At 65.1% G+C, this 19,815-nt stretch carries 16 protein-coding genes and 1 pseudogene; 5 read left to right on the top strand and 12 right to left on the bottom strand.

All coding sequences use genetic code 11. From position 1 onward, the window contains the following. Positions 1–192 precede the first annotated feature (192 nt). Positions 193–1,287, top strand: coding sequence for a lytic murein transglycosylase (locus AB0L58_RS20340; protein ID WP_364388794.1), 1,095 nt, complete (start codon positions 193–195; stop codon positions 1,285–1,287). Positions 1,288–1,311: 24 nt separating this feature from the next. Here AB0L58_RS20340 and AB0L58_RS20335 read toward each other — a convergent pair whose 3' ends face one another. From AB0L58_RS20335 to AB0L58_RS20325, 3 genes are all read right to left on the bottom strand, one after another. Beyond that, the gene (locus AB0L58_RS20335) at positions 1,312–2,163 is read right to left on the bottom strand and encodes an enoyl-CoA hydratase-related protein (protein WP_364388792.1); all 852 of its coding nucleotides are present in this window, start codon (positions 2,161–2,163) and stop codon (positions 1,312–1,314) included. Further along, positions 2,160–3,677, bottom strand: a complete 1,518-nt coding sequence (locus AB0L58_RS20330) for an AMP-binding protein (protein ID WP_364388790.1) — start codon at positions 3,675–3,677, stop codon at positions 2,160–2,162. The genes AB0L58_RS20335 and AB0L58_RS20330 overlap by 4 nt, the downstream gene beginning before the upstream one ends. A gap of 97 nt (positions 3,678–3,774) precedes the next feature. Beyond that, complete coding sequence (locus AB0L58_RS20325) at positions 3,775–4,728, bottom strand: PDR/VanB family oxidoreductase (protein WP_364388869.1); 954 nt, start codon at positions 4,726–4,728, stop codon at positions 3,775–3,777. 174 nt (positions 4,729–4,902) lie between these two features. On the opposite strand from AB0L58_RS20325, the gene AB0L58_RS20320 reads away from it, so the two are divergent. After that, positions 4,903–5,685, top strand: coding sequence for a glucose 1-dehydrogenase (locus tag AB0L58_RS20320; RefSeq protein ID WP_364388868.1), 783 nt, complete (start codon positions 4,903–4,905; stop codon positions 5,683–5,685). 98 nt (positions 5,686–5,783) lie between these two features. After that, entirely contained in the window at positions 5,784–6,428 is a 645-nt protein-coding gene (locus AB0L58_RS20315; protein WP_364388788.1) for a TetR family transcriptional regulator, read from the top strand. A gap of 43 nt (positions 6,429–6,471) precedes the next feature. Here the strand turns inward: AB0L58_RS20315 and AB0L58_RS20310 are convergent, their stop codons facing one another. Then, the gene (locus AB0L58_RS20310; protein WP_364388786.1) at positions 6,472–7,470 is read right to left on the bottom strand and encodes a GNAT family N-acetyltransferase; all 999 of its coding nucleotides are present in this window, start codon (positions 7,468–7,470) and stop codon (positions 6,472–6,474) included. A gap of 145 nt (positions 7,471–7,615) precedes the next feature. On the opposite strand from AB0L58_RS20310, the gene AB0L58_RS20305 reads away from it, so the two are divergent. Both AB0L58_RS20305 and AB0L58_RS20300 read left to right on the top strand, forming a co-directional pair. Continuing rightward, on the top strand, positions 7,616–8,785 hold the full coding sequence (locus AB0L58_RS20305) for an SRPBCC family protein (RefSeq protein WP_364388784.1): 1,170 nt from the start codon (positions 7,616–7,618) through the stop codon (positions 8,783–8,785). A 42-nt stretch (positions 8,786–8,827) separates the two neighbouring features. Then, on the top strand, positions 8,828–9,979 hold the full coding sequence (locus tag AB0L58_RS20300; protein WP_364388782.1) for an acyl-CoA dehydrogenase family protein: 1,152 nt from the start codon (positions 8,828–8,830) through the stop codon (positions 9,977–9,979). Positions 9,980–10,056: 77 nt separating this feature from the next. Here AB0L58_RS20300 and AB0L58_RS20295 read toward each other — a convergent pair. The 8 genes and pseudogenes from AB0L58_RS20295 to AB0L58_RS20260 form a co-directional block, all read right to left on the bottom strand. Continuing rightward, a pseudogene (locus AB0L58_RS20295) lies at positions 10,057–10,314 on the bottom strand (alpha-hydroxy-acid oxidizing enzyme); the annotation flags it as partial. Between the two features lie 40 nt (positions 10,315–10,354). Beyond that, on the bottom strand, positions 10,355–12,778 hold the full coding sequence (locus AB0L58_RS20290; protein ID WP_364388780.1) for a CoA transferase: 2,424 nt from the start codon (positions 12,776–12,778) through the stop codon (positions 10,355–10,357). Between the two features lie 42 nt (positions 12,779–12,820). Next, complete coding sequence (locus AB0L58_RS20285) at positions 12,821–14,272, bottom strand: aldehyde dehydrogenase (protein WP_364388778.1); 1,452 nt, start codon at positions 14,270–14,272, stop codon at positions 12,821–12,823. Positions 14,273–14,332: 60 nt separating this feature from the next. Then, positions 14,333–15,517, bottom strand: coding sequence for a transporter (locus AB0L58_RS20280; protein ID WP_364388776.1), 1,185 nt, complete (start codon positions 15,515–15,517; stop codon positions 14,333–14,335). Beyond that, entirely contained in the window at positions 15,514–15,954 is a 441-nt protein-coding gene (locus AB0L58_RS20275; RefSeq protein ID WP_364388774.1) for a zinc ribbon domain-containing protein, read from the bottom strand. Before AB0L58_RS20275 ends, AB0L58_RS20280 begins: the two co-directional genes overlap by 4 nt. Continuing rightward, entirely contained in the window at positions 15,951–16,262 is a 312-nt protein-coding gene (locus AB0L58_RS20270; RefSeq protein ID WP_364388772.1) for a hypothetical protein, read from the bottom strand. The genes AB0L58_RS20275 and AB0L58_RS20270 overlap by 4 nt, the downstream gene beginning before the upstream one ends. Positions 16,263–16,356: 94 nt before the next feature. Further along, a complete protein-coding gene (locus AB0L58_RS20265) occupies positions 16,357–17,838 on the bottom strand; it encodes an acetyl-CoA acetyltransferase (protein WP_364388770.1) in 1,482 nt (493 codons plus the stop codon). A 105-nt stretch (positions 17,839–17,943) separates the two neighbouring features. Then, on the bottom strand, positions 17,944–19,623 hold the full coding sequence (locus AB0L58_RS20260; RefSeq protein ID WP_364388768.1) for an FAD-dependent oxidoreductase: 1,680 nt from the start codon (positions 19,621–19,623) through the stop codon (positions 17,944–17,946). Positions 19,624–19,815 lie beyond the last annotated feature (192 nt).

Raw genomic sequence — 19,815 nt, 5'->3', positions numbered from 1 at the left:
ACGGCAGAACTGTGATACAGACAACGTCTGACGTAATACGTTAGACGGATCACACTTCTTGTGCAAGAATACTTTCGACGTGACGTCGGCTTGCACGCTCGAACTCGGGCAGGTGACGCCGCGCTTTCGAAGCCAGCCGATCTAGTTGTGCCGCAGCGGCTATGCGACACCGGCAACAATCCAGGAGTCCCGATGCGGTCACATCGCCGTGCGCATCCCGAGCCCCCGAATCAGCGATCGGGATCGCTGTCCTCGAGGCCGGCGTTCCTACCGATGCTCACCGTGGCGGGCCTGTTGGTAGCGGGGTCGTCGACACTCACCGCTACACCGGACGTCCTGCAGACAGCGAATCACGCAGCAGCCCAGGCACTTCCGGTCGACAATGACGCCACGGTCGGCCTGCTGCCCGTACTGGGCAATCCTTCCCGACGTCTGCGCGCCGTCTCCGCCGAGCCGGAAGTCGCTGCGTCTGCGGCTCGACCGAGCGGTGCAACCGATGTCGGCGCAACGCCTGTCTCGACGACAGCCGTCGGAATCCCCGAGGCAGCACTCGCCGCCTATCGCAACGCCGAACTGGCCCTTGCCCATTCGGCACCGGGCTGCGGGCTGACCTGGAGTCTTCTCGCCGGAATCGGACGGATCGAGTCCGGCCACGCACGTGGAGGTGACCTCGACGCGTCCGGGACCGCCCGCTCCCCGATCCTCGGTCCCCTTCTCGACGGCACCTTGCCGGGTAACGAAATCATCAGGGACGCAAAAGGCTACGTACGCGCAATCGGGCCGATGCAATTCCTGCCCGCGACGTGGACGCGCTATGCCAGCGACGGTAACGCCGACGGCGTGACCGACCCGGAGAACGTTTTCGACGCCGCACTGGCCGCCGGGCGCTATCTGTGCTCTGGCGGCATGGATCTGCGAGATCCCACGCAGGAGCTGAAAGCTGTTCTGCGCTACAACAACTCACCAACTTATGCGGCGGATGTACTCAGCTGGGCCGCGAGCTACCGCGGTAGCGGCGCGAGAACGATTGTGACCGTCGATCTGCCACCCGTCGGCTCAGGGCAACAGGAATCCGCCGGTTCGGATCCCACCCCGCCTCCCCTGGACAACGCGCATTCGGACAGCGACCCGGGTTCCGAGAGCGTCGATCGCCCCGCAGTGCCGTCGCAGGCCGAGCCGATGATTCAGATCCCGGGTCTTCCCCCGATCCCGTGCGGGATCCTCTGTCCACCGACACCCGGTACCACGGTGCCGCAAACCAATACCGACGACCCGCACACGTCCTAGACGTGGGCGGGTCGCCTGGCGGCTCTAGCCGAACAGTGCGGGCAACCCGTCCGCGACGGAGTCGACGAATTGCGGGTCTCGTTTGTCCAGGAACGCAGCGACACCTTCACGGACATCCGCGGAGGCGCCGCGCACGAAGATCCCCCGCGACTCCGCGCGGTGGGCGACCTCGGGCCCGTCGGCACCGAGCATCCGCCACAACAGCTGCCGAGTCAGCGCCACCGACACCGGTGCCGTGCCGGACACCAGTGATCGTGCGATATCGACCGCGCGCTCGACCACCTGTTCGTCGGGAACCACTTCGCGCACCAGTCCGCGCTCGAATGCCTCTGTCGCGGAGATCATCCGGCCGCTCAATGTCCACTCCAGTGCCGTGGCTATGCCGACGATCTTCGGTAGAAACCAGGACGAGCACGCCTCTGGAACCAGGCCGCGTCGAGTGAAGACGAACCCGAATCGCGCCGAGTCGGCGGCGATTCGAATATCAGCGGGCAGCGTGCTGGTGATTCCGACGCCGACCGCCGGCCCATTGATCGCGACCACCACCGGCTTCAGTGATCGGTATATCCGCAACGCTACCTGGCCGCCGACATCCGGCGGGATGGCGCCGGATTGCTCGTCGGCTGCGCTCACGAATGTGTCGGCGCCGCCGGAGAGGTCAGCGCCCGCGCAATAGGCTCGTCCCGAACCGGTCAATACAATGGCGCGCACGCTGTCGTCGCCGTCGCAAGCGTCGAAGGCAGCGATTATTTCATCGCGCATCTGAATATTGAACGCGTTCAAGCGATCTGGGCGGTGTAGTCGCACTACGGCGATCGGACCGTCACGTTCGATCAAGACGACCCGATCGGCTTGCTGTTGCTGCGCTTCGGTCACCGCAGTTTCTCGAATCGCTCGGCGACATTGCGGTATTCGGCCCGAATCGCGGTCTTCGACAGCTTTCCGCTGGGCAGCCGCGGCAGCGGTTCATCACGGATGACCACGTAGCGGGGCACTTTGTAGTCGGCAACGAGCCGGTTGCAGTGCTCGATGATGGCCGTTTCGTCGACCCCGCCGGCTACCTTCACGATCGCGGCGGGAGTCTCCCCGAACCGATTGTCGGTGGCCGCGATCACCGCTACCTCTTCGACACCGTCGAGTTCACCGATGACCCGCTCCAACTCGACCGGCGAGATATTGATTCCCCCGGTGATGATCAAATCCTTCAACCGGTCGACGAACTGCAGACGACCTTCCTCGTCGCACTTTCCCAGATCGCCACTGTGCAGCCAACCGTCGCGCAACGCCGCGGCGGTCGATTCCGGGTCGTTCCAATATCCGGGCGTCACGCCTGGGCCGCGCAGCAGGATCTCGCCCTCCTCGCCCGGATCGGCGGTGCTGCCGTCGGCTCGGACCACGGACACCTCGGTGAAGATCGAGCCGGTTCCGCACGTTTCCGGGTGATCGGCGGCTTCGGCAACCAGCGTGGCGGTGGCCACCCCGCCCGCCTCGGTCATGCCATAGATCTGACGCAACGCGACCCCCTTCTTCGCCCAGCGCTCGAGCAGTGCCGGCGGCACCGCGGCACCGCCGACGATCGCCGTGCGCAACGAGCTCAGATCGGTCTCGTCGAATTCCGGCGACCTGGCGATCGCTTCGAAGATCAGTGGCACACCGAAGATCGCTTGAACCTGATGCTCGGCCAGCAACCGCGCGGCCCGGCCCGGCACGAACTCGGATTCGATCACGATGGTCCCGCCCAGGACCACGCTCATCAGTAGGCCCCATACCAGCCCCGGGGTGAACACCAGCGGCAAGACCAGCAACGTGGTGGACCCCGGACGCAAGCCATCTTCGACCAGTGACGCTTCGAACACGATGCTCAGCAGCGTTCGGTTTGTGCAGATGACGCCCTTGGACAAGCCGGTCGATCCGCTGGTGAACAGCAGCGCGACCGTGTCATCGGGCCCGAGGTCGATGCGGAAGTCATCGACCTCGCCGGCACGCAGTGCGATCAACTCGTCGAAACCGATACCCGCGAAGACTGCACCGAGGTTCCAGGTCTCGTCCACCGATGCCGCGAACTCCGGTGGGAAAACGACGGTGCCGATATCGGCGTCGTCGATGACCTTGCGCAGTTCAGCCGGCTTCAGGCGTGGGTTCAATGGCACCAGCACGCCCCCGGCTTTGAGGACGCCTAGCGCGATGACCGGCCAGGTCAGCGAGTTCGGGCCGAGCACGCCGACCCGGCCACCCCGCTCGACTCCCCGTTCGACCAGCGAACGCGCGATCCGGCTCGACCAATCCTGCAACTGCCGGTAAGTCAACGCCTGCTCGTCCACGACGATCGCTGTCCGGTCCCCCTTTGTGTGGGCCCACCAGCCCAGGGCCGATCCGATTGTCGCTGCCATCTTTCCTCAACTTCCTGTTGCATCATCCGGCGATACCGGATAGCCGAACAGACGTGACGCCTGTCACTATTTATCTAATGGTCGTAGTTTAAAAGAGTCAGAGGTCGAGCACCAGCTTGGATCCGCGGCAGCGTGAAACGCAGACCATCATGGCGTCACCTGCGGCGTGTTCCTCGTCGGTCAGAACGGAATCGCGGTGATCGGGAACGCCGCCGAGGACGGCCACCTCGCAGGTACCGCATGTGCCTTCCCGGCAGGAGAACTCCACCGCAACCCCCGCACGCTGCAATGCGTCCAATACGGTCTCGTCCGCCGCGACGGCGACCGCCCGACCGGTGCGTTTCAGCTCGACCTCGAACGCGCCTTCGACAGCGTCCGCGGTGACCGCCTTGGGCGCGAATCGCTCGATGTGCACATCCAGGCCGCCATGCTCGCGGCCCGCGGCCTCGACCGCCTGCAGCAAAGCTTCAGGACCGCAGCAGTAGACGGCCGTCCCCACCGGCACGGATGCCATCGCACCGCGAATGTCCAGCAGACCGTATTGATCCTGCGGACGAATCGAGACCGCGCCAGGATGAATGGCGGCCAAGTCGTCGACGAAGGCCATGCTCTGACGGGTTCGCCCTCCGTACAGCAGCCGCCACCGCCTGGCCGATCCGTGGACACGGCGCAGCATGGGCAGCAGCGGCGTGATACCGATCCCCCCGGCGATGAACAGATACGACGCCGCATCGACCAGTTCGAAGTGATTGCGTGGCCCGCCGACCTCGATGAGATCGCCGATCTCGAGTTTGTCGTGAACAAAAATCGACCCGCCGCGCCCCGCGCCCTCCCGCAGCACAGCAACAGTCAGCGATTGGGTATCGGCAGGATCGCCGCACAACGAGTACTGACGCGTCACGCCACCGTCGAGCACGAGGTCGATGTGCGCTCCAGGCTGCCACTCGGGCACTTCGCCACCGTCCGGATCGGCGAGTCGAACGACGACGACATCCTTGGCCGGCGACCTCTTACCGACCACACGCAACCGGCGCGGCATCCGGCCAGCCATATCGCCCATCTGGCTTCTCCCAACATCGACCCCCGATCCACTTGCCGCCATAAATCTTATGCCATTAGATTAAACAGCGGCAAGCTCCATCGCGAACCCGTTGTGAAGACGCGTTTTGGATGAACAAACCTAAACTCGTTAGTTTAACTAGACAGGAGTGGACTGATGTCACAGATGGGCGGCACACCCTCAGCCGGATCGGTCCTCGACCTGTTCCGACTGGACGACAGGGTCGCGGTTGTCACCGGCGCCGGTAGCGGATTGGGCGCGGGATTCGCCCGCGCCCTGGCAGCGGCGGGCGCCGATATCGTCGTCGCCGGACGGCGCCGGGCACAGCTCGATGCGGTCGCCGAAGCGGTGAGCGACCTCGGCAGACGCTGCCTCGTCGTCCCGACCGATGTCACGGATCCGGTCGAGTGTGAGGGGCTGGCAATGGCGGCACTGAGCGAGTTCGGCCGCCTCGATGTGCTGGTGAACAATGCCGGGGTCACGCACGCGGCACCGGCGACGCAGGAGCGCCCGGAGGATTTCCGCGCCGTGTTCGAGGTGAACTTGCTGGGCGCGTACTGGATGGCCCAATCCGCGGCGCGAGTGATGCGGCCAGGATCCTCGATCGTCAATATCGCCAGCATGTTGGGGCTGATCAAGTCGGTCCTACCGCAGGCCGCGTATGCCTCCAGCAAGGCCGGCCTGATCGGGTTGACCCGAGATCTGGCCAACCAGTGGTCCGGCCGAAAAGGCATCAGGGTCAACGCCGTTGCCCCGGGATTCGTGGAGACCGACATGATTGCCGATATGCCCCGCGGCACACTCGAGGAGTTCCTGCACGGCTGCCCGCTCGGCCGTACTGCGACCCAAAGCGAGATAGCTGCCGCGGTCGTGTTTTTGGCCAGTCCCGCCGCCGGGTACATCACCGGCTCGACGTTGGCCGTCGACGGAGGCACCTCCGGCCATTGAATTTCCCCGGACATAACGGGCTTCCGCAGTGCCGCACCGGATACGATTACCTGATACCGATAGGTTTAAGACCAGCCGCCACCAGCCGAAAGCGTGAAATGCCGCGACCGTCCAAGCCCTTGATCAGCAGATCCGCCGCCGTCGCCGCCGCGCTCCAGATCATCGACACCGAAGGGTTGGACGCCTTCAGCCTGCCCCGCCTGGCCAAACATCTGGGCGTTCAGACTCCGTCGCTGTATTACCACTTCGCCGACAGGTCGGCGATCATGTCCGCGATAGCTCTGCAGATCACCAGCGAGGCCGCGCTGCCCCGACGCAAGCCCGGTCCGGACTGGCCCGAATACTTCGTTGCCCTCGGCCTGAATTTCCGCCAGGCGATCCTGCGGCATCGCAACGCCGCGCCCATCCTGCTGCACGAACTGCCGCGCACGGTGTTGATACGCCGCTACGAGGACGCCGCACAGTTCCTGGAGGCGTCCGGCGTTCCGATCCACCTGCACGTCCAGATCCTCGATGGCATGGAACGCCTCACGCTCGGCGCGGTGCTCACCGAGGCAATGCGTGGACCGAGCAGCCGGGCAACAATCTTCCCGAATGTAGACCCGGCCTCTCAGCCGACGCTCGCTCGTGCTCTCGCCGCGAACGAGATGTCTCCGAAGCGTCTGTACGAGGGGATGATTCGCAGTTTTCTGCACGGTGTGGTTCGCGACGAATCCACGATGGTCGCCGCCGAATCGGTCTGACCGCTTCGCCGGACCGTCGAATTCCCGCTGCCGCCGTGCAAGGTCACCTACCAGGAAAAGCCGGAGGATCGATCCACTCTCCGATCTGATAGCAGGCGTGCGCGTCTTCCTGCTCGAACGACAGCAGTCGAAGCATCCGCAGCGCGCCTTCATGGGCGGGATCCACCCTGATCTGCGCGAGTTGAGTACCGGCGGCGACCAGCTCCTGCAGCGCTCGCGTGAGCAATGCCGCCCCCAAGCCGCCACCGCGGATATCGGAGACCAGGATCAGCGCATGCACGCGCGCGGCTCGCAGGTCGAGATGCTCGCGCAGGTGCGGATCGAACCAGACGAAGCCGACCGGTCGCCCTGATGCAACCGATGCGATCAGAACTTGGCCCGACCGCGCGGCGAATTCGCTGCCGAACTGATCGAACTGGGCTCGTGTCAACCCAGCACGCTCCAGCACATCACTTACCCGTGCGGTCGTCGCCGATTCGGTGAGCCCACTGGGACCTTCGACAATGACACCGCCGGGAAGCCGAATCGGCTCCAGAGGCATCGCGAACGGACCCGATAGATGCCGCAGCAGCGTCCACAGCCTGGCCACCGGCTTGATGCCGAAGCGCCGTGTCAACCGCTCCGATGCCGGATGGCTGCCGTAGGCCCAGCTTCGCAACGAGGTCGCACCGGTGCCACACCATCCACCGGGCGGCGATATATCCAACCCGAGCTCTTCGACCAGCAGTGTCGCGATACCGCGCGAGCGATAGTCCGGATGCACCACGAGTTTCACTGTGCCCTGCCCGTGCGGATCCACCGATAAGTGCAGATAGGCCACCATCAGCACCGGCGCGTCCTCGCGAATGCTGAGGTCTCGACGAGCCTTGACCGGCAGATGCCACACCTGCTCCTCCCCTTCGCGTGTCACCGCCTCGACATCCCACGGCTCGACGACCGAGAATCCCGCTTCTTCGTCGTAGCGCGCCGCCTCCCGCACCAGCGCGAGCGCCTCTGCCCGAGCACCGTCACCGAGATGTTCAGACCACACGTAGGAAATCATCGTCGAGCACTCCTCCTGATCCGCCCGTTTACACATAAATCTACATGGGTTAGATTTAGAAAGGAATCCGAACAGCTCAGCCGGGTCGACGCCAACCGCCAGGATGGCGGCACCAGGCGCCCCCGAAAGACATTGGAGGAATGCCATGACCGAGGTCGGGGCTCCCCGCGAAGAACGCATTCGCCGCGCACTGACACACCTGCGCAACGACACCACCGACGAGTTCGAGCACCTCACCTGGTTCGCACCGGAGGAGTTCACCGACCCGGGCATTGCCAAGCGCGAGCGCGACCTGATCTTCGGGCGTGCGCCGTCGATCGTCGCGCACGGATCCGAGATTCCCCGTGCCGGAGACTTTTTCACCCTGCAGATGCCACGCAACAACATCATCGTGGTCCGCCAGCGCGACGGCGGAGTCAAGGCGCTCGTGAACTTGTGCCGCCATCGCGGGGCGTTGGTGGAGAAGGCGGAGAAGGGGCGCTGCCGACTGTTCTCCTGCCCGTACCACCGCTGGTCCTACGACACCGATGGCAGCCTGCGAACGATCACCCGCGACAACACATTCGGTGCGGCCGACCGCTCGACACTCGGGCTGATCGAATTGCCGACCGAGGAGCGCCATGGCTTCGTGTGGGTCGTCGACGACGCCGATGCTTCGATCGATGTCGCGGCATGGCTGGGGCCGGAGATGGACGCGATTCTCGGGTCCTACGATCTCGGACCGAAGGTCTGTGTTCAGTCCGAGGGTTTCGACGAGCCGGTCAACTGGAAGATCATGCAGGACGCTTTCCTCGACGGCTACCACATCCAGTACGCCCACCCGAACACCGCGGCCAAACACATCCACACCAACGTGATGGCCTTCGACGACTTCGGACGGCACTGCCGGTTCATCGCACCACGCAAGTCGATCGACCGCTGGATCGAAGAAGATCCCGGTGATCGCAGCCTGGCCAACGACGTGACCGAAACCCACTTCCTGCTCCCCAACAGCACGCTGCTGCGACAACCGGATCACTTCCAACTGCTCACCTTCCGCCCGCACCCCACCGATGCACAGCGTTGCCGCATGGAAATGCGCCTGATCGTTCCGCCGGTCGAAGAGACCGCGCTGACCGCGGAGAAGTGGACCCGATTGTGGGACAAGAACTGGCAGATCCTGCTCGATGTGCTACACGCCGAGGACTTTCCGCTGCTGCGTGACTCCCAGCGTGGCATGGCCAGCGCCAGCGCAGGCCGGATGGTGTTGGGCCAGAACGAAGTCGCCAATCAGGTCTTCCGCCGGGAAACCCAGAAGCTGCTGACCGAGAACTGATACGAAGCCGCCGCGATGTTGCTGCGGCACAGGAGGATTAACTTGAAGAGCGACCTTTTCGAAGCCGACCACGAGCTGTTCGGAGAAACCGTGCGCGGGTTCGTCGAGCGGCACGTGGTGCCGAAGATGGAAAAATGGGACAGCGACCGACTCATCGATCGCGAAACCTGGCTGGCCGCAGGAGAACAGGGGCTGCTCGGCCTGTCGGTCCCCGAGGAGTACGGCGGCCCGGGTGAGACCGATTACCGTTTCCGGGTGGTCATCCAGTCCGAGATCGCACGTGTCGGAGCCTCGGCACTACAGTCCGGATTTTCGACCAACGACGATATCGTCTTGAATTACTTACTCCGACACGCAGATTCAGATCAGCGACGACGTTGGCTACCGGGGTTCGTCACAGGCGAAACGATCGGCGCCATCGCGATGACCGAACCGGCAGCAGGCAGTGACCTGCGATCTATTCAGACCACCGCGGTCCCCGACGGCGACGGGTGGGTCATCAACGGTTCGAAGACATTCATCACCAGTGGCATACTCGCCGATCTGGTGATCGTCTTCGCGGTCACCGATCGCGGCGCGGGCTCGCGCGGCTTCAGCTTGTTCGTCGTCGAGGACGGAACCCCCGGCTTCAGCCGCGGCCGCAAATTGGACAAGGTCGGTCTGCACGCCCAGGACACCGCCGAACTGTTCTTCGACAACGTCCGTGTCCCCGCCGCCAACGTACTGGGCGAACTCGGTGGCGGATTCGGCTACCTGATGCAGAGCCTGCCGCTCGAGCGCCTCGGAATCGGTGTCGCCGCACAGGTTTCCGCCGAAGCAGTGATGGATTGGACGCTCGGCTACGTCCGTGAACGCCGGGCCTTCGGCAAACATATCGGCGAGTTCCAGGCCGTCGGTTTCACCCTCGCCGACCTGCAAACTTCCGTCGAGGTATCGCGGGCCTACATCGACCGCTGTGTACGAGAATTCAACGCGGGCACGCTGACCGCGGTCGACGCCGCCAAGGCCAAGCTCTCCGCGACCGAACTCCAGGGCCGGGTCATCGACGCCGGAGTCCAGTTGCACGGCGGATACGGCTACATGATGGAGTACCCGGTCGCCAAGGCCTACATCGATGCCCGCATCCAACGGATCTACGGCGGCACGAACGAAATCATGAAAGAGATCATCCACCGAGATCTCCTGCGCTCCTGAATATCCAGTGGGGCGCGGCATCAGCAGCGCCCCACTGTTCACAGATCAACGCCACATCCGTCGAATCCGGTGCACTCATCCTCTTTCTCCGGTCGCACCGGGCTGCCCCAGTCCCACCAGCGCGAGAAGGACCAGCCCGGGGTCCGGATCAGACCGACCGCGCCCGCCGCCTTGGCACGCAATATCCGTTGCAGGGTCTCATCTTCCGACCGCACCAGTACTGCTGGAGGAACGTCTCCGGATTCGCCGCGATAACCTCCTCGATGGGCTTGCTCGCGAACTGAGCCCCACCGCAATCCCCGTGCCGCCGCCACACGCGCTACGGCCTCTTCACCTCGGACGCCGGAAAGTTGCGCAATGCCCTGGCGAAGGTGATCACCGAGCTGCGACAGGATCCGGCGGGATCGACTCACGGGGATCTGCTGCCGGTGGCTGGAGAACTCCTGCCTCGACGAGTTGCGTGATTCGCGCCTCGGTCATCCCCAGCACGGTGCGGCAGATCTCGAGCGTGTGCTCTCCCGCGATCGGTGCGGGATCCAGTGGGGGGTGCGGGATGGTGCTGAAATGTGCCACTGCGGCGGCGGCAGGAAGGGTTGCCGGCAGGAGGTCGTGCTCGAGCGCGGTAAAGCTGCCGCGCGCGTTGAGGTGTGGGTCACTGAGCAGTTCGGGCAACCGCAGCATCGCACCCGCCGCGATCCCCTGCTGCTGCAGTTCCCGCATCGCCGTGACAGCCGAGCGGTGTCGTAGCCACTCGACGAGCACACTGTCGGCGAGGTCGCGGTTGCGGATCCGGGTACCGCGCGCCACCAATTGTGGATCGGTGGCCAGCTGTGGTTGCCCGATGAGAGTGCAAAGTCGCTCCCATTCCTGGTCATTGCGCACCGAAACCGCACACCATTCATCGTCACCCGCGCACGGGAACACTCCTGATGGAGCGGCATATGGGTCGCTGTTGCCGGGAACACGGACAGATCCAGGCACGACCGACTCGACAACGAGTTGGGTGCCCAACTGTGTCAATGCGGTGTCGGCCTGCGCGACCTCGATAGCGCCGCCACTGCCGGTCTGCTCACGGCGAATCAATACCGCCAGCACCGCGGTCGCCGCGACTTGTGCCGCGATGTGGTCCGGATAGACCGTCATCCCGTCACACAGCAGCTCTGCGTCATCAGGGTAACGCCACAACGCCGAAACTCCGCAGGACGCCCGAACCAGGGGTCCATATCCCAGGCGCGTGCGCCATGGGCCCGCGTTGCCGAAGGCGCTGCTCTCGGACACGATCAAGCCGGGGTTGAGGGCTGCCAACTCGGTGGGGGACAGTCCCATCGAGGCGAGGGTGCCCGGCTTGAAGTTCGCCAGCACGATATCCGCGTCGGCGGCGAGCTCGCGGAAGATTCGCAAGCCTTCCTCGCTGCGCAGATCGAGGCCGAGACTCCGCTTGTTGCGATGTCCCCACGCCACCGACGGTGACAGTGCCGCACCACGTTTGGATTGACGCAGGCCGTCGGGAAAGGCCGCGTTCTCGATCTTGATGACATCGGCGCCGTAGTCGGCGAACTGGCGGCTGAGTTCGGCGCCGAACACAATGACGCCGAGGTCGAGGACGCGCAGTCCCTGGAGCGGCGGCACGGCCGCGGGTTGATCCGCGGCCTCGATGACCGGGCGGTCCCGGAATCGGAGCAACTGATTGTGTTCGCCGATCAGTGGTGCCGGATGCCGGATGCCGGCCCGCTGTCCGTCGATGGAGACGTATCCCGACGGGACACGCGCCAACATGCCGGGTGCGAGTTCCATGTCGATCAGCGATCCCGAGGTCGAGAAGTGCTCGGCGGCAAGGACTTCCGCCATGCCATGGACGCCGCCGACCGGGACGCCGCGAGCGGCTCCCTCGGATACCAATTCCTCGCGGGTCTTGTCCGCGAACAGTCGAGCGATCAACGGATGCAATCGGTCCGCGGCGGCGAAGCGTGCCGGGATGGTGTCATATTTGGGGTGCGAGAATTCCGCTGGTTCGCCGAGCCATTCGAAGATCCCCCGCCACTGGCGCTTGGCGAGCAGGCAGATTCGGACATAGCCGTCGGCACAGGCGAAGACCGGGTAGAAGTTCGCGGCATCGGGTCGTCCGCGCGGAAAGTCCTCCGAGCGGCCTGCCGCTGCGGAACCCTGGGTACCGAATCCCGGGTCGAATCCGTGTACGACGGTCTCGAACGCGGACAGGTCGATAAGTTCGCCACGGCCGGTTCGCAGCCGTTTGTAGTATGCGAGCAATGCCGACCATGCGGCATGGGTGCCAACTGTTTCCTCGATCAGACCCGATGGCGGCAGCAGCGGTTCGGCGCCCGGAGCGCCCGACCTCGACAGCACCCCGCTCAGTGCGTAGAGGACCTGCTCGGTGGCCACCCAATCCCGATATGGCCCGGTCTGCCCGAACCCGCTGATCGCCACCCACACCAATGTTGGGTTGTCCCTGACAATTTCGGCGGGCGGTAGTCCGCGCTGATCCAGCCGGCCAGGGGCGAATGATTCGATCACAATGTCGGCCTCGGCGGCCATCGCGCGCAGCCGTGCCGCTCCGGACGGGTCGTCCAGATCGATGGTTACGGCGAGTTTGTTGGCGTTGCGCAGCGCGAACGGGATGCTGACGCCATAGACCAGCGGCGCGGCGCGGCGGGAGGCCGATCCACCGGACGGTTCCACCCGAATCACCTCGGCGCCGAGGTCGGCCAGATACCGTCCGCAGGACTCACCGAGACCGTCGGTGAGGTCGAGGACACGAATGCCCTCCAGAGGAAACGTCATCGACAAAACTCCCTTTTGATCGATAGCGACGGCCAGTGACACTCAGCGGGTGCCGAGGTAGATCGATTTCGGTTGCTGGTACGGCGTGAGTCCCTCGGGCCCGAGCTCACGGCCCAAGCCCGATGCCTTCACGCCGCCGAACGGAGCGGCCAGATCGAGCGCGTAATGATTGACACCGACGGTCCCGCTTTCGATCCGTGCCGCAAGCGCCAATCCGTATGCTTCGTCGCTGGTCCACACGGTTCCAGCGAGGCCGTATTCGGAATCGTTGGCCAGCGCGACGGCCTCGTCCTCCCCGTCGTAGGCGGTGATGGCCAGGACGGGACCGAAGATTTCCTCCTGCGCGATCCGAGAGGTGTTGTCGACGTCGGCGAAGACCGTGGGCTCGACAAACCATCCCAGCGGAGATGATGCCGGGACACCACCGCCGGTGGTGATCCGGTACCCGCCACGCTTGCCTGCGGCGATGTATCCGAGCACCCGATCCCGCTGCGCGGAGCTCACCAATGGCCCTATCTGGGTCGCTCGGTCGAGCGGGTCGCCAACGCTGAGATTGCGAACGGTTTCGGTGACAGCCTCGACGACATCGGCGTATCTCGATCGCGGCGCGAGGATGCGAGTGCTCGCGTGGCATGTTTGTCCGTTGTTGACCAGCGACACATCGGCGAGGTTGGCAGCGAACACTTCGAGATCGGCGTCCTCGGCGATGATCGCGGCCGACTTTCCGCCCAGTTCCAATGTGACCGGCCGCAGCAGTCGACCGCATACTTCGCCGATCGCGCGTCCGGCCGCCGTCGACCCGGTGAATGCCACCTTGTCGACACCGGGGTGCGCGACCAGATGCGCCCCAGCGGCGCGATCGGCCGGAACCACATTGAGTACACCATCGGGCAATTCGGCCTCGAGCGCCGCCTCGGCGAAGACGAACGCATCCAGCGCAGTCTCCGGTGCGGGCTTGAGTACGACGGTGCAACCGGCAGCAAGCGCGGGTGCCAGCTTCATCGCGGCTAGTGGCTGGGGATAGTTCCACGGTGTGATCGCGGCGATCACACCGACCGGCTCGCGCCGCACGACGGTCCGGCCGCCGAACATGCTGGGGCGCACATCCTCGGCATCGGTGTTGCGGATCAAGTCCGCGTAGTAGCCGAACATGGCTGCGGGACCGTATCCGTTCACGGCGATCGACAGTGCGATCGGCATGCCGTTCTCTCTGCTGACCAGTGCCGCCGTGGTTTTGGCGCGTGATTTCAACGCCGCGGCAAACCGCTCCAGCGCCGCCGCCCGTTGCGCGACGCTGTATTCGCCCCACGGGCCCTCCAGCGCGGTACGTGCGGCGACAACGGCGGCATCGATGTCTTCGTCGGAGCCGACAGCCGAGCGGCCGAGTACCTTCTCGGTGGCGGCCTCCACCAGGTCGACGCTGCCGCCGTGGCACGGGGCGACCCATCGGCCTCCGATGAACAGACTGGTGTGGTCGAGGGTGTTGTCGTCCATATCGGACCTCCGCAATGGGTTCATTCAGATGGGCGGCTGGCGACCTCTCGGCGCCGGGGATCAAAGAGCGTCGTGGTGACCGAAAAGCGTGGAGCTCACCAAGGGAGCCATCGGACCACCGATGAACAGCGAGGTCTTCGCATCAGCGACCGGGTTGGTCGATGTGCCTCGGATCTGGCGGACGGCTTCGACCGCCAAACCCATGCCGTTGACGAAGGAGTCGGCGATATTGCCGCCGCTGGTGTTGACCGGCAGCTTTCCGATCCCGGCTGTCAGGTTGTCGACCGTGAGGACCGCTGCGGCGGCCGGGCCGGACGGGACGAGACCGTGATCGATCAACGCGGCGACCGCAGGACCGCTGAAGTTCTCGTACACCTGCACAACGTCGACGTCGTCGGGGCCCAGCCCGGCTGCTGCCCACAACCGGTCGGCCACTCCAGGCCGCCTTCCGTTACCGGCGAACCCCGCGGAGGTGTATTGGTCATCGTTGTCGATCAGCGACGAGTAGCCGCCGGGTGCGCCCTGCGCTCCGGCGAGCACGTATGCCGGATCCGACCGCAGGCTTCGCGCGCGTTCGGCCGAGACCAGTACCAGCGCCACCGCTCCATCGCTTTCGCGGGAGCAGTCGAAGAGATGGAATGGTTCGGTGATCAGCCGGGACTTCTCATAGGTCTGCTCATCGACAGGACGGCCATACCCCTGCGCGGTCGGGTTGTTCTGCGCATGTCGATAGGCGGCCAGAACCAACGCCCGCATCGTCTCGCGTGGCACACCGTCGTGTTCGAGCAGCCGTTGTGTGCGCAGCGCGCAAACCTGTGCGGGTGATCCGACTCCGTGGGCGAGAAAGTGCGGACCATAGTGGTATTTCGCGTATCCCAGGCGTCCTGTGTCGATTTGCGCCATGGCCCGGTACGCGACGACGCATTCGGCTTGGCCGGTTGCGATGGCGATGGCGGCGGTGTTGATCGCGGCCGCGACCGAGCCGCCGCCACCTCCCCACATCATCGTCGACCAGCGCACCTCATGGACGCCGAGTGCGCCGCCGAGCACAGCCCCGTCGTGCCCGCCCCCCGCATAGGAGACGAAGCCGTCGAGTTCGCGCGGCGAGATTCCGGCGTCGGCACACGCGGCGGTGATCGCCTCCAGGGTCATCCGCAGCTCGCCGTGCGGGGCTTCACCTCGCCGGTAGTGCTGTTCGGCGATTCCAATGACCGCGGCGGCGCCGCGCAGCATATTCGCGCTCATGATCCTGCTCCTGCGGTGTCGCGGGTCCAGCGCAGCATCGGCCACGTTGTGCCCGGATCGTGTTCGAAATGCCCGACCACGCGAGTGCCGATGCGAACTGGATCGGTATCCGGAGTGGGGTCGGTGAGGATTCCCAGCACTCGTCGATTACCGGCTTGCGGCAATTCGACCAGCACCGTGACATAGGGGACCGGGACCGCCAGCTCGGTGATGAACGGGTACCAGCTGCGTGCCCAGCTGTAAATCGTGCCGACCGGCTCGACCGTCTCCCACTGCGGGTCGAACGTATGGCAGTGCCCGCAAATCCATTGCGGCCCCCAGATCCAACTCTGGCACTGCGCGCATCGCTGCAAACGCAGCTCACCGGCGCGCAGGCCCTCCCAGTACGGCAGATCCAGTCCGTCCTCCACGGGGCCCCACAGCTCGGCGACGCTCACGACTCCGCCTCGACCGGGAAGTTCTCCAGAGTGGCGGCCAGCCAGACACCGTCGTGGTTCTCCCAAATCGAGCGCAGACCGATCACACCGTCGGTGGTCGTGTAAATGGCTTCGCCGATTCGCTTGTCGCCCTCGGCGCGCACATCGACGACCCGCGCTTCGGTCACGGGGCCGCGTGGTACCTCGACACCGGTGAAGACCGTCGCGAGGTTGTCCGGAACCATTTCCGCGAGAGCGGATTTCGTGTCTCCAGCCACGACATGGCCGACATGGCGTTCGTAGCGGGCGCGGAAGTCCTCGATCGACATCCAAACTCCTTTTCTCGAAAGCGAACTCACTGATATCGCGAGCCTTGTCCGATCGCATTTACCTTATGAACTTAGATTTACTCGGCCGCTGGCCTCAACGCGGAACGCATCGACCTTCGCCGTCGATGACGACAGCGGCCCCGGCGACGTCTTCGGCGGCCATTGCCCGCAGCGCGGTGGGATCGGTTGTCGTGGCCAGGGTGCGAGCCCCGCCGGGTGTGCGTGCCGCCAGGAAACCGGTCTGCGGTGTTCCGTCACGGTCATGGACCACCGTCCATGCCTCGATCGCGGCCGGTCCGTCGTAGCTTGCGAGGGCGGTGGTCCGCGGCTCGGCGTCGACCTGCTTTTGGACGTTGTCGTACTCGAACCCGCCCACCGGTGGTTCGGTGCGATAGACACCGAAGGCGTGTTTGGTCAGGTAGCCGCCATTGGCGGTGACCAGTCCATAAGAGCCCGGGGATTCACGCAGCCGTGCCGCCATGGTCGCGATGGCGTGCGTGCTGTAGTTGTTCCAAGGCCCACCGGCGAAGGTCAATCCGCCGGTCAGGGTCAGCGGGCGCCCCGGATCATCCAGGGCAAGGCCGAGTTCGGCGGCGGCGACTTGAACGGCCGACGGAAAGCAGGAGTACACATCGACATAGGCCAGTTCGTCGATGCCGATCCTGGCCAACTCCAGCGCTCGCGCCCCGGCAATCCTGATCGCCGGAGAGCGGTGCAGATCACGACGCTCGGCGATGGCAAAGGTGTCGTGCGCTTGCGCGCCCGACTGCGGAAAGACCCAGCGGTCGCGGGGAACGCCGTAGCGGGCAGCGGTTTCAGCTGAACACAACAGCAGCGCCGCCGCTTGCTCGACCATGTTGTTGGAGTTCATCAGCTTGGTGTACGGCGAACTGATCCACCGATTGTCCGCGGCCGGGGTCACGATCTCTGCCGCGCTGTACTCCCGCTGCGTCCACGCGTGCGGGTTGGTGGCGGCGACTTTGCTGAACGACGACCACAATGCCCCGATTCGGTCCCGGTGCTCCTCCAGCGAGCGCCCCTGCGCGATCCGCAGCGCCTGCTCGAACAACGGGTACACGTACGCGGGCCGGTCCAATCCGATGCGCCGTTCCGAATCCGCGGACATCGGCACCTCGGTCACGAGCATCGGCGCGGGATGCACCGACTCGTTCTGCACCGTCCAGTCCGGTCGGGCGCCCCGGCTACGCAATTTCATTCGGGTGCGCCAGGATTCCGCGCCGCCGATGAGTACGAGGTCGGCCCGCCCGGCCAGGATGTCGGCAGCAGCGCTGTTGACGAGCGCCTGCGGGGTACTGCCGCCATTTCCGGTGTAACCGGTATGGCGCGGCTGGGCGCCGATGCGTTCGGCGACCAGCAGTCCGGGATCGCGGTATCGCCACGACAGCAAGCCGACGACGCGAACCGAATCGATCGCCGCGAGCAGTCGCGGCGCTCCCGCGTCCGCGCCCGCGGCGATGGCGGCGTCGGCGAGCAGGTCAACCGGCTCGCGCCCGCCGACACGCTCGTTGATCTGTCCGCCGCCGATCAGGACCGGAGTGCGCGGGTCCAGGCTCATCACGCCCACCTCACCGGTCGTCGGGTCACCCGGCCGCGATACGGAGATTCATCGTTCATGTCGATCACCTCTACGGTTCCGCCCCAATTATCTAATATCTTTAGGTTAACAGGACGATGCCGGGTCGGGCGTGGCCACCCCGGCAACCCGCAACATGGCACCGATCTCGACGAACTTCGCCCGCGGGCGACCCGAGGCCCGCCCGTTCTTGCGTTCGGCGGCGTCTATCGCTTTCCAGCCCTGCTTGCCGATACGCAGTGGCTGCCGCTCGGTGAGTAGCGCGTCGAGTTCTTCGCGCGATTTCACCGGTCGCACAATCGATCCGGCGGCGAAGTCTTCCAACAGGCCGCGCACGGTTTCGATCGAGCAGTACTTGTTGGTGCCGATCACCCCGGAAGGCCCACGCTTGACCCATCCGGCCACGTACACGCCGCGGGCCAATTCGCCGCTGACCGGATCGATCACTCGCCCGTGCTCGTTGGGAATGGTGCCGTTGGACTCGCGATACGGCAGACCCGGCACCGGGGCCGCCCGATATCCGACCGATGTCAGCACCAGACCGCAGTCGAGCGTGTCGAGCCCCCCGGTGGCCCGTATCCCAGCAATGCCGTTGTCGTCTTCGAACGGTTCGTTGTGGGCAAGTTCGACGGCGGTGACAGCCTTCTCGCCGAGAATCGCTACCGGCGAACGGAAGAACCGCAGCCGGATCCGACGATTGGCCGCATCGACGGGCCGGGTAGCCAGTTCCGCGGTCAGACGCGTCTTGAGTTGGGTCGCGGCGTCCAGCTGGCCGCGGGTACCGACGCCGTCGAGTTCGGCATGGACATCGACGTTGCGGAGTTGGCCGAGACCGATCAGCTCGGGTGTGGTGTAGGCGGCCTGCGCCGGACCGCGGCGTCCGACAACGACGACCTCCCGTATCCGGCTGGCGGCCAGCGCTTCCAGGGCATGATCGGCGATATCGGTGCGCGCGAGCGTCGCCACGTCGGACACCAGGATCCGGGCCACATCCAAGGCGACATTCCCGTTACCGATCACCACCGCACGCTCGGCGGAGAAGTCGAAATGGCGGTCTGCGTACTCGGGATGGCCGTTGTACCAGGCGACGAAATCCGTCGCCGAGTGCACACCAGCCAGCCCCTCCCCCGGTATGCCCAGCCTGCGCCCCTGCGATGCGCCGACCGCGTAGATAACCGCATGGTGGTAGTCGAGCAGTTCACCGGACCCGACGTGGGTACCGACTTCGACGTTCAGTTCGAGCGCCAGGTTCTTGTTGCCCAGGGTGCGCTGCAGGAGTTGGGCCACCCCCTTGGTGCTCTGATGGTCGGGCGCGACACCGAAGCGAACCAGCCCCAGCGGCGTCGGCATCCGCTCGAACAGGGTAACCTCGACATCGATATCGCGGCGGGCCAGCAGTTCCCCGGCGGCATAACAGGCCGCAGGCCCCGAGCCGACGATCGCGACGCGCAACACCCCGTCCCCCGGCGCAATATCCGGGCCGATACCGGGTGTCACCGGGCGCGCGACCGGATGGTCGAGGTAATACGCCGCATTGATCTCCGAATACGGCTCCGTCGCAACGGTCAGATCACCCTCCGACACGATCGCATCGACCGGGCACTCGTCGATACACGCACCGCAGTCGATGCAGTTCGCAGGATCGATGTGCAGTAGCTCGGCACGTCCGAACCCTGGCTCGTCCGGCCTGGGGTGGATGCAGTCGACCGGGCAAACCGCCACACAGCTGGCGTCGTTGCAGCAGGACTGTGTGATGACGTGCGCCATCTCTCCTCCGGATCCACAGCCACTCAACTCGACTCCGCCGAGGAGAACACTGTTACATGAAACGTTTTACGTAATTTGTTATACGCTCCGTGAGCCACATCACGCAAGCATCAGCTAAACGAGCACGTCACACCCGGAACCCCTACACCTCTCGACAGGCGGGTCCTTGACAGCTGGGGCGTGACTCCGGTT

The sequence above is a fragment of the Nocardia sp. NPDC052112 genome (assembly GCF_040680135.1).
Lineage (GTDB): Bacteria > Actinomycetota > Actinomycetes > Mycobacteriales > Mycobacteriaceae > Nocardia.
The sequence above is the reverse complement of the archived record's forward strand: the minus strand, read 5'-3'. Positions and strand labels throughout refer to the sequence as shown.

Bases quoted from the DNA above. Each gene is read 5' to 3' on its own strand.
- AB0L58_RS20340 (WP_364388794.1), top strand. From the start codon at position 193: ATGCGGTCACATCGCCGTGCGCATCCCGAGCCCCCGAATCAGCGATCG.
- AB0L58_RS20330 (WP_364388790.1), bottom strand. From the start codon at position 3,677: ATGGCAGCGACAATCGGATCGGCCCTGGGCTGGTGGGCCCACACAAAG.
- AB0L58_RS20325 (WP_364388869.1), bottom strand. From the start codon at position 4,728: ATGGCTGGCCGGATGCCGCGCCGGTTGCGTGTGGTCGGTAAGAGGTCG.
- AB0L58_RS20320 (WP_364388868.1), top strand. From the start codon at position 4,903: ATGGGCGGCACACCCTCAGCCGGATCGGTCCTCGACCTGTTCCGACTG.
- AB0L58_RS20315 (WP_364388788.1), top strand. From the start codon at position 5,784: ATGCCGCGACCGTCCAAGCCCTTGATCAGCAGATCCGCCGCCGTCGCC.
- AB0L58_RS20310 (WP_364388786.1), bottom strand. From the start codon at position 7,470: ATGATTTCCTACGTGTGGTCTGAACATCTCGGTGACGGTGCTCGGGCA.
- AB0L58_RS20305 (WP_364388784.1), top strand. From the start codon at position 7,616: ATGACCGAGGTCGGGGCTCCCCGCGAAGAACGCATTCGCCGCGCACTG.
- AB0L58_RS20290 (WP_364388780.1), bottom strand. From the start codon at position 12,778: ATGACGTTTCCTCTGGAGGGCATTCGTGTCCTCGACCTCACCGACGGT.
- AB0L58_RS20285 (WP_364388778.1), bottom strand. From the start codon at position 14,272: ATGGACGACAACACCCTCGACCACACCAGTCTGTTCATCGGAGGCCGA.
- AB0L58_RS20280 (WP_364388776.1), bottom strand. From the start codon at position 15,517: ATGAGCGCGAATATGCTGCGCGGCGCCGCCGCGGTCATTGGAATCGCC.
- AB0L58_RS20270 (WP_364388772.1), bottom strand. From the start codon at position 16,262: ATGTCGATCGAGGACTTCCGCGCCCGCTACGAACGCCATGTCGGCCAT.
- AB0L58_RS20265 (WP_364388770.1), bottom strand. From the start codon at position 17,838: ATGAGCCTGGACCCGCGCACTCCGGTCCTGATCGGCGGCGGACAGATC.
- AB0L58_RS20260 (WP_364388768.1), bottom strand. From the start codon at position 19,623: ATGGCGCACGTCATCACACAGTCCTGCTGCAACGACGCCAGCTGTGTG.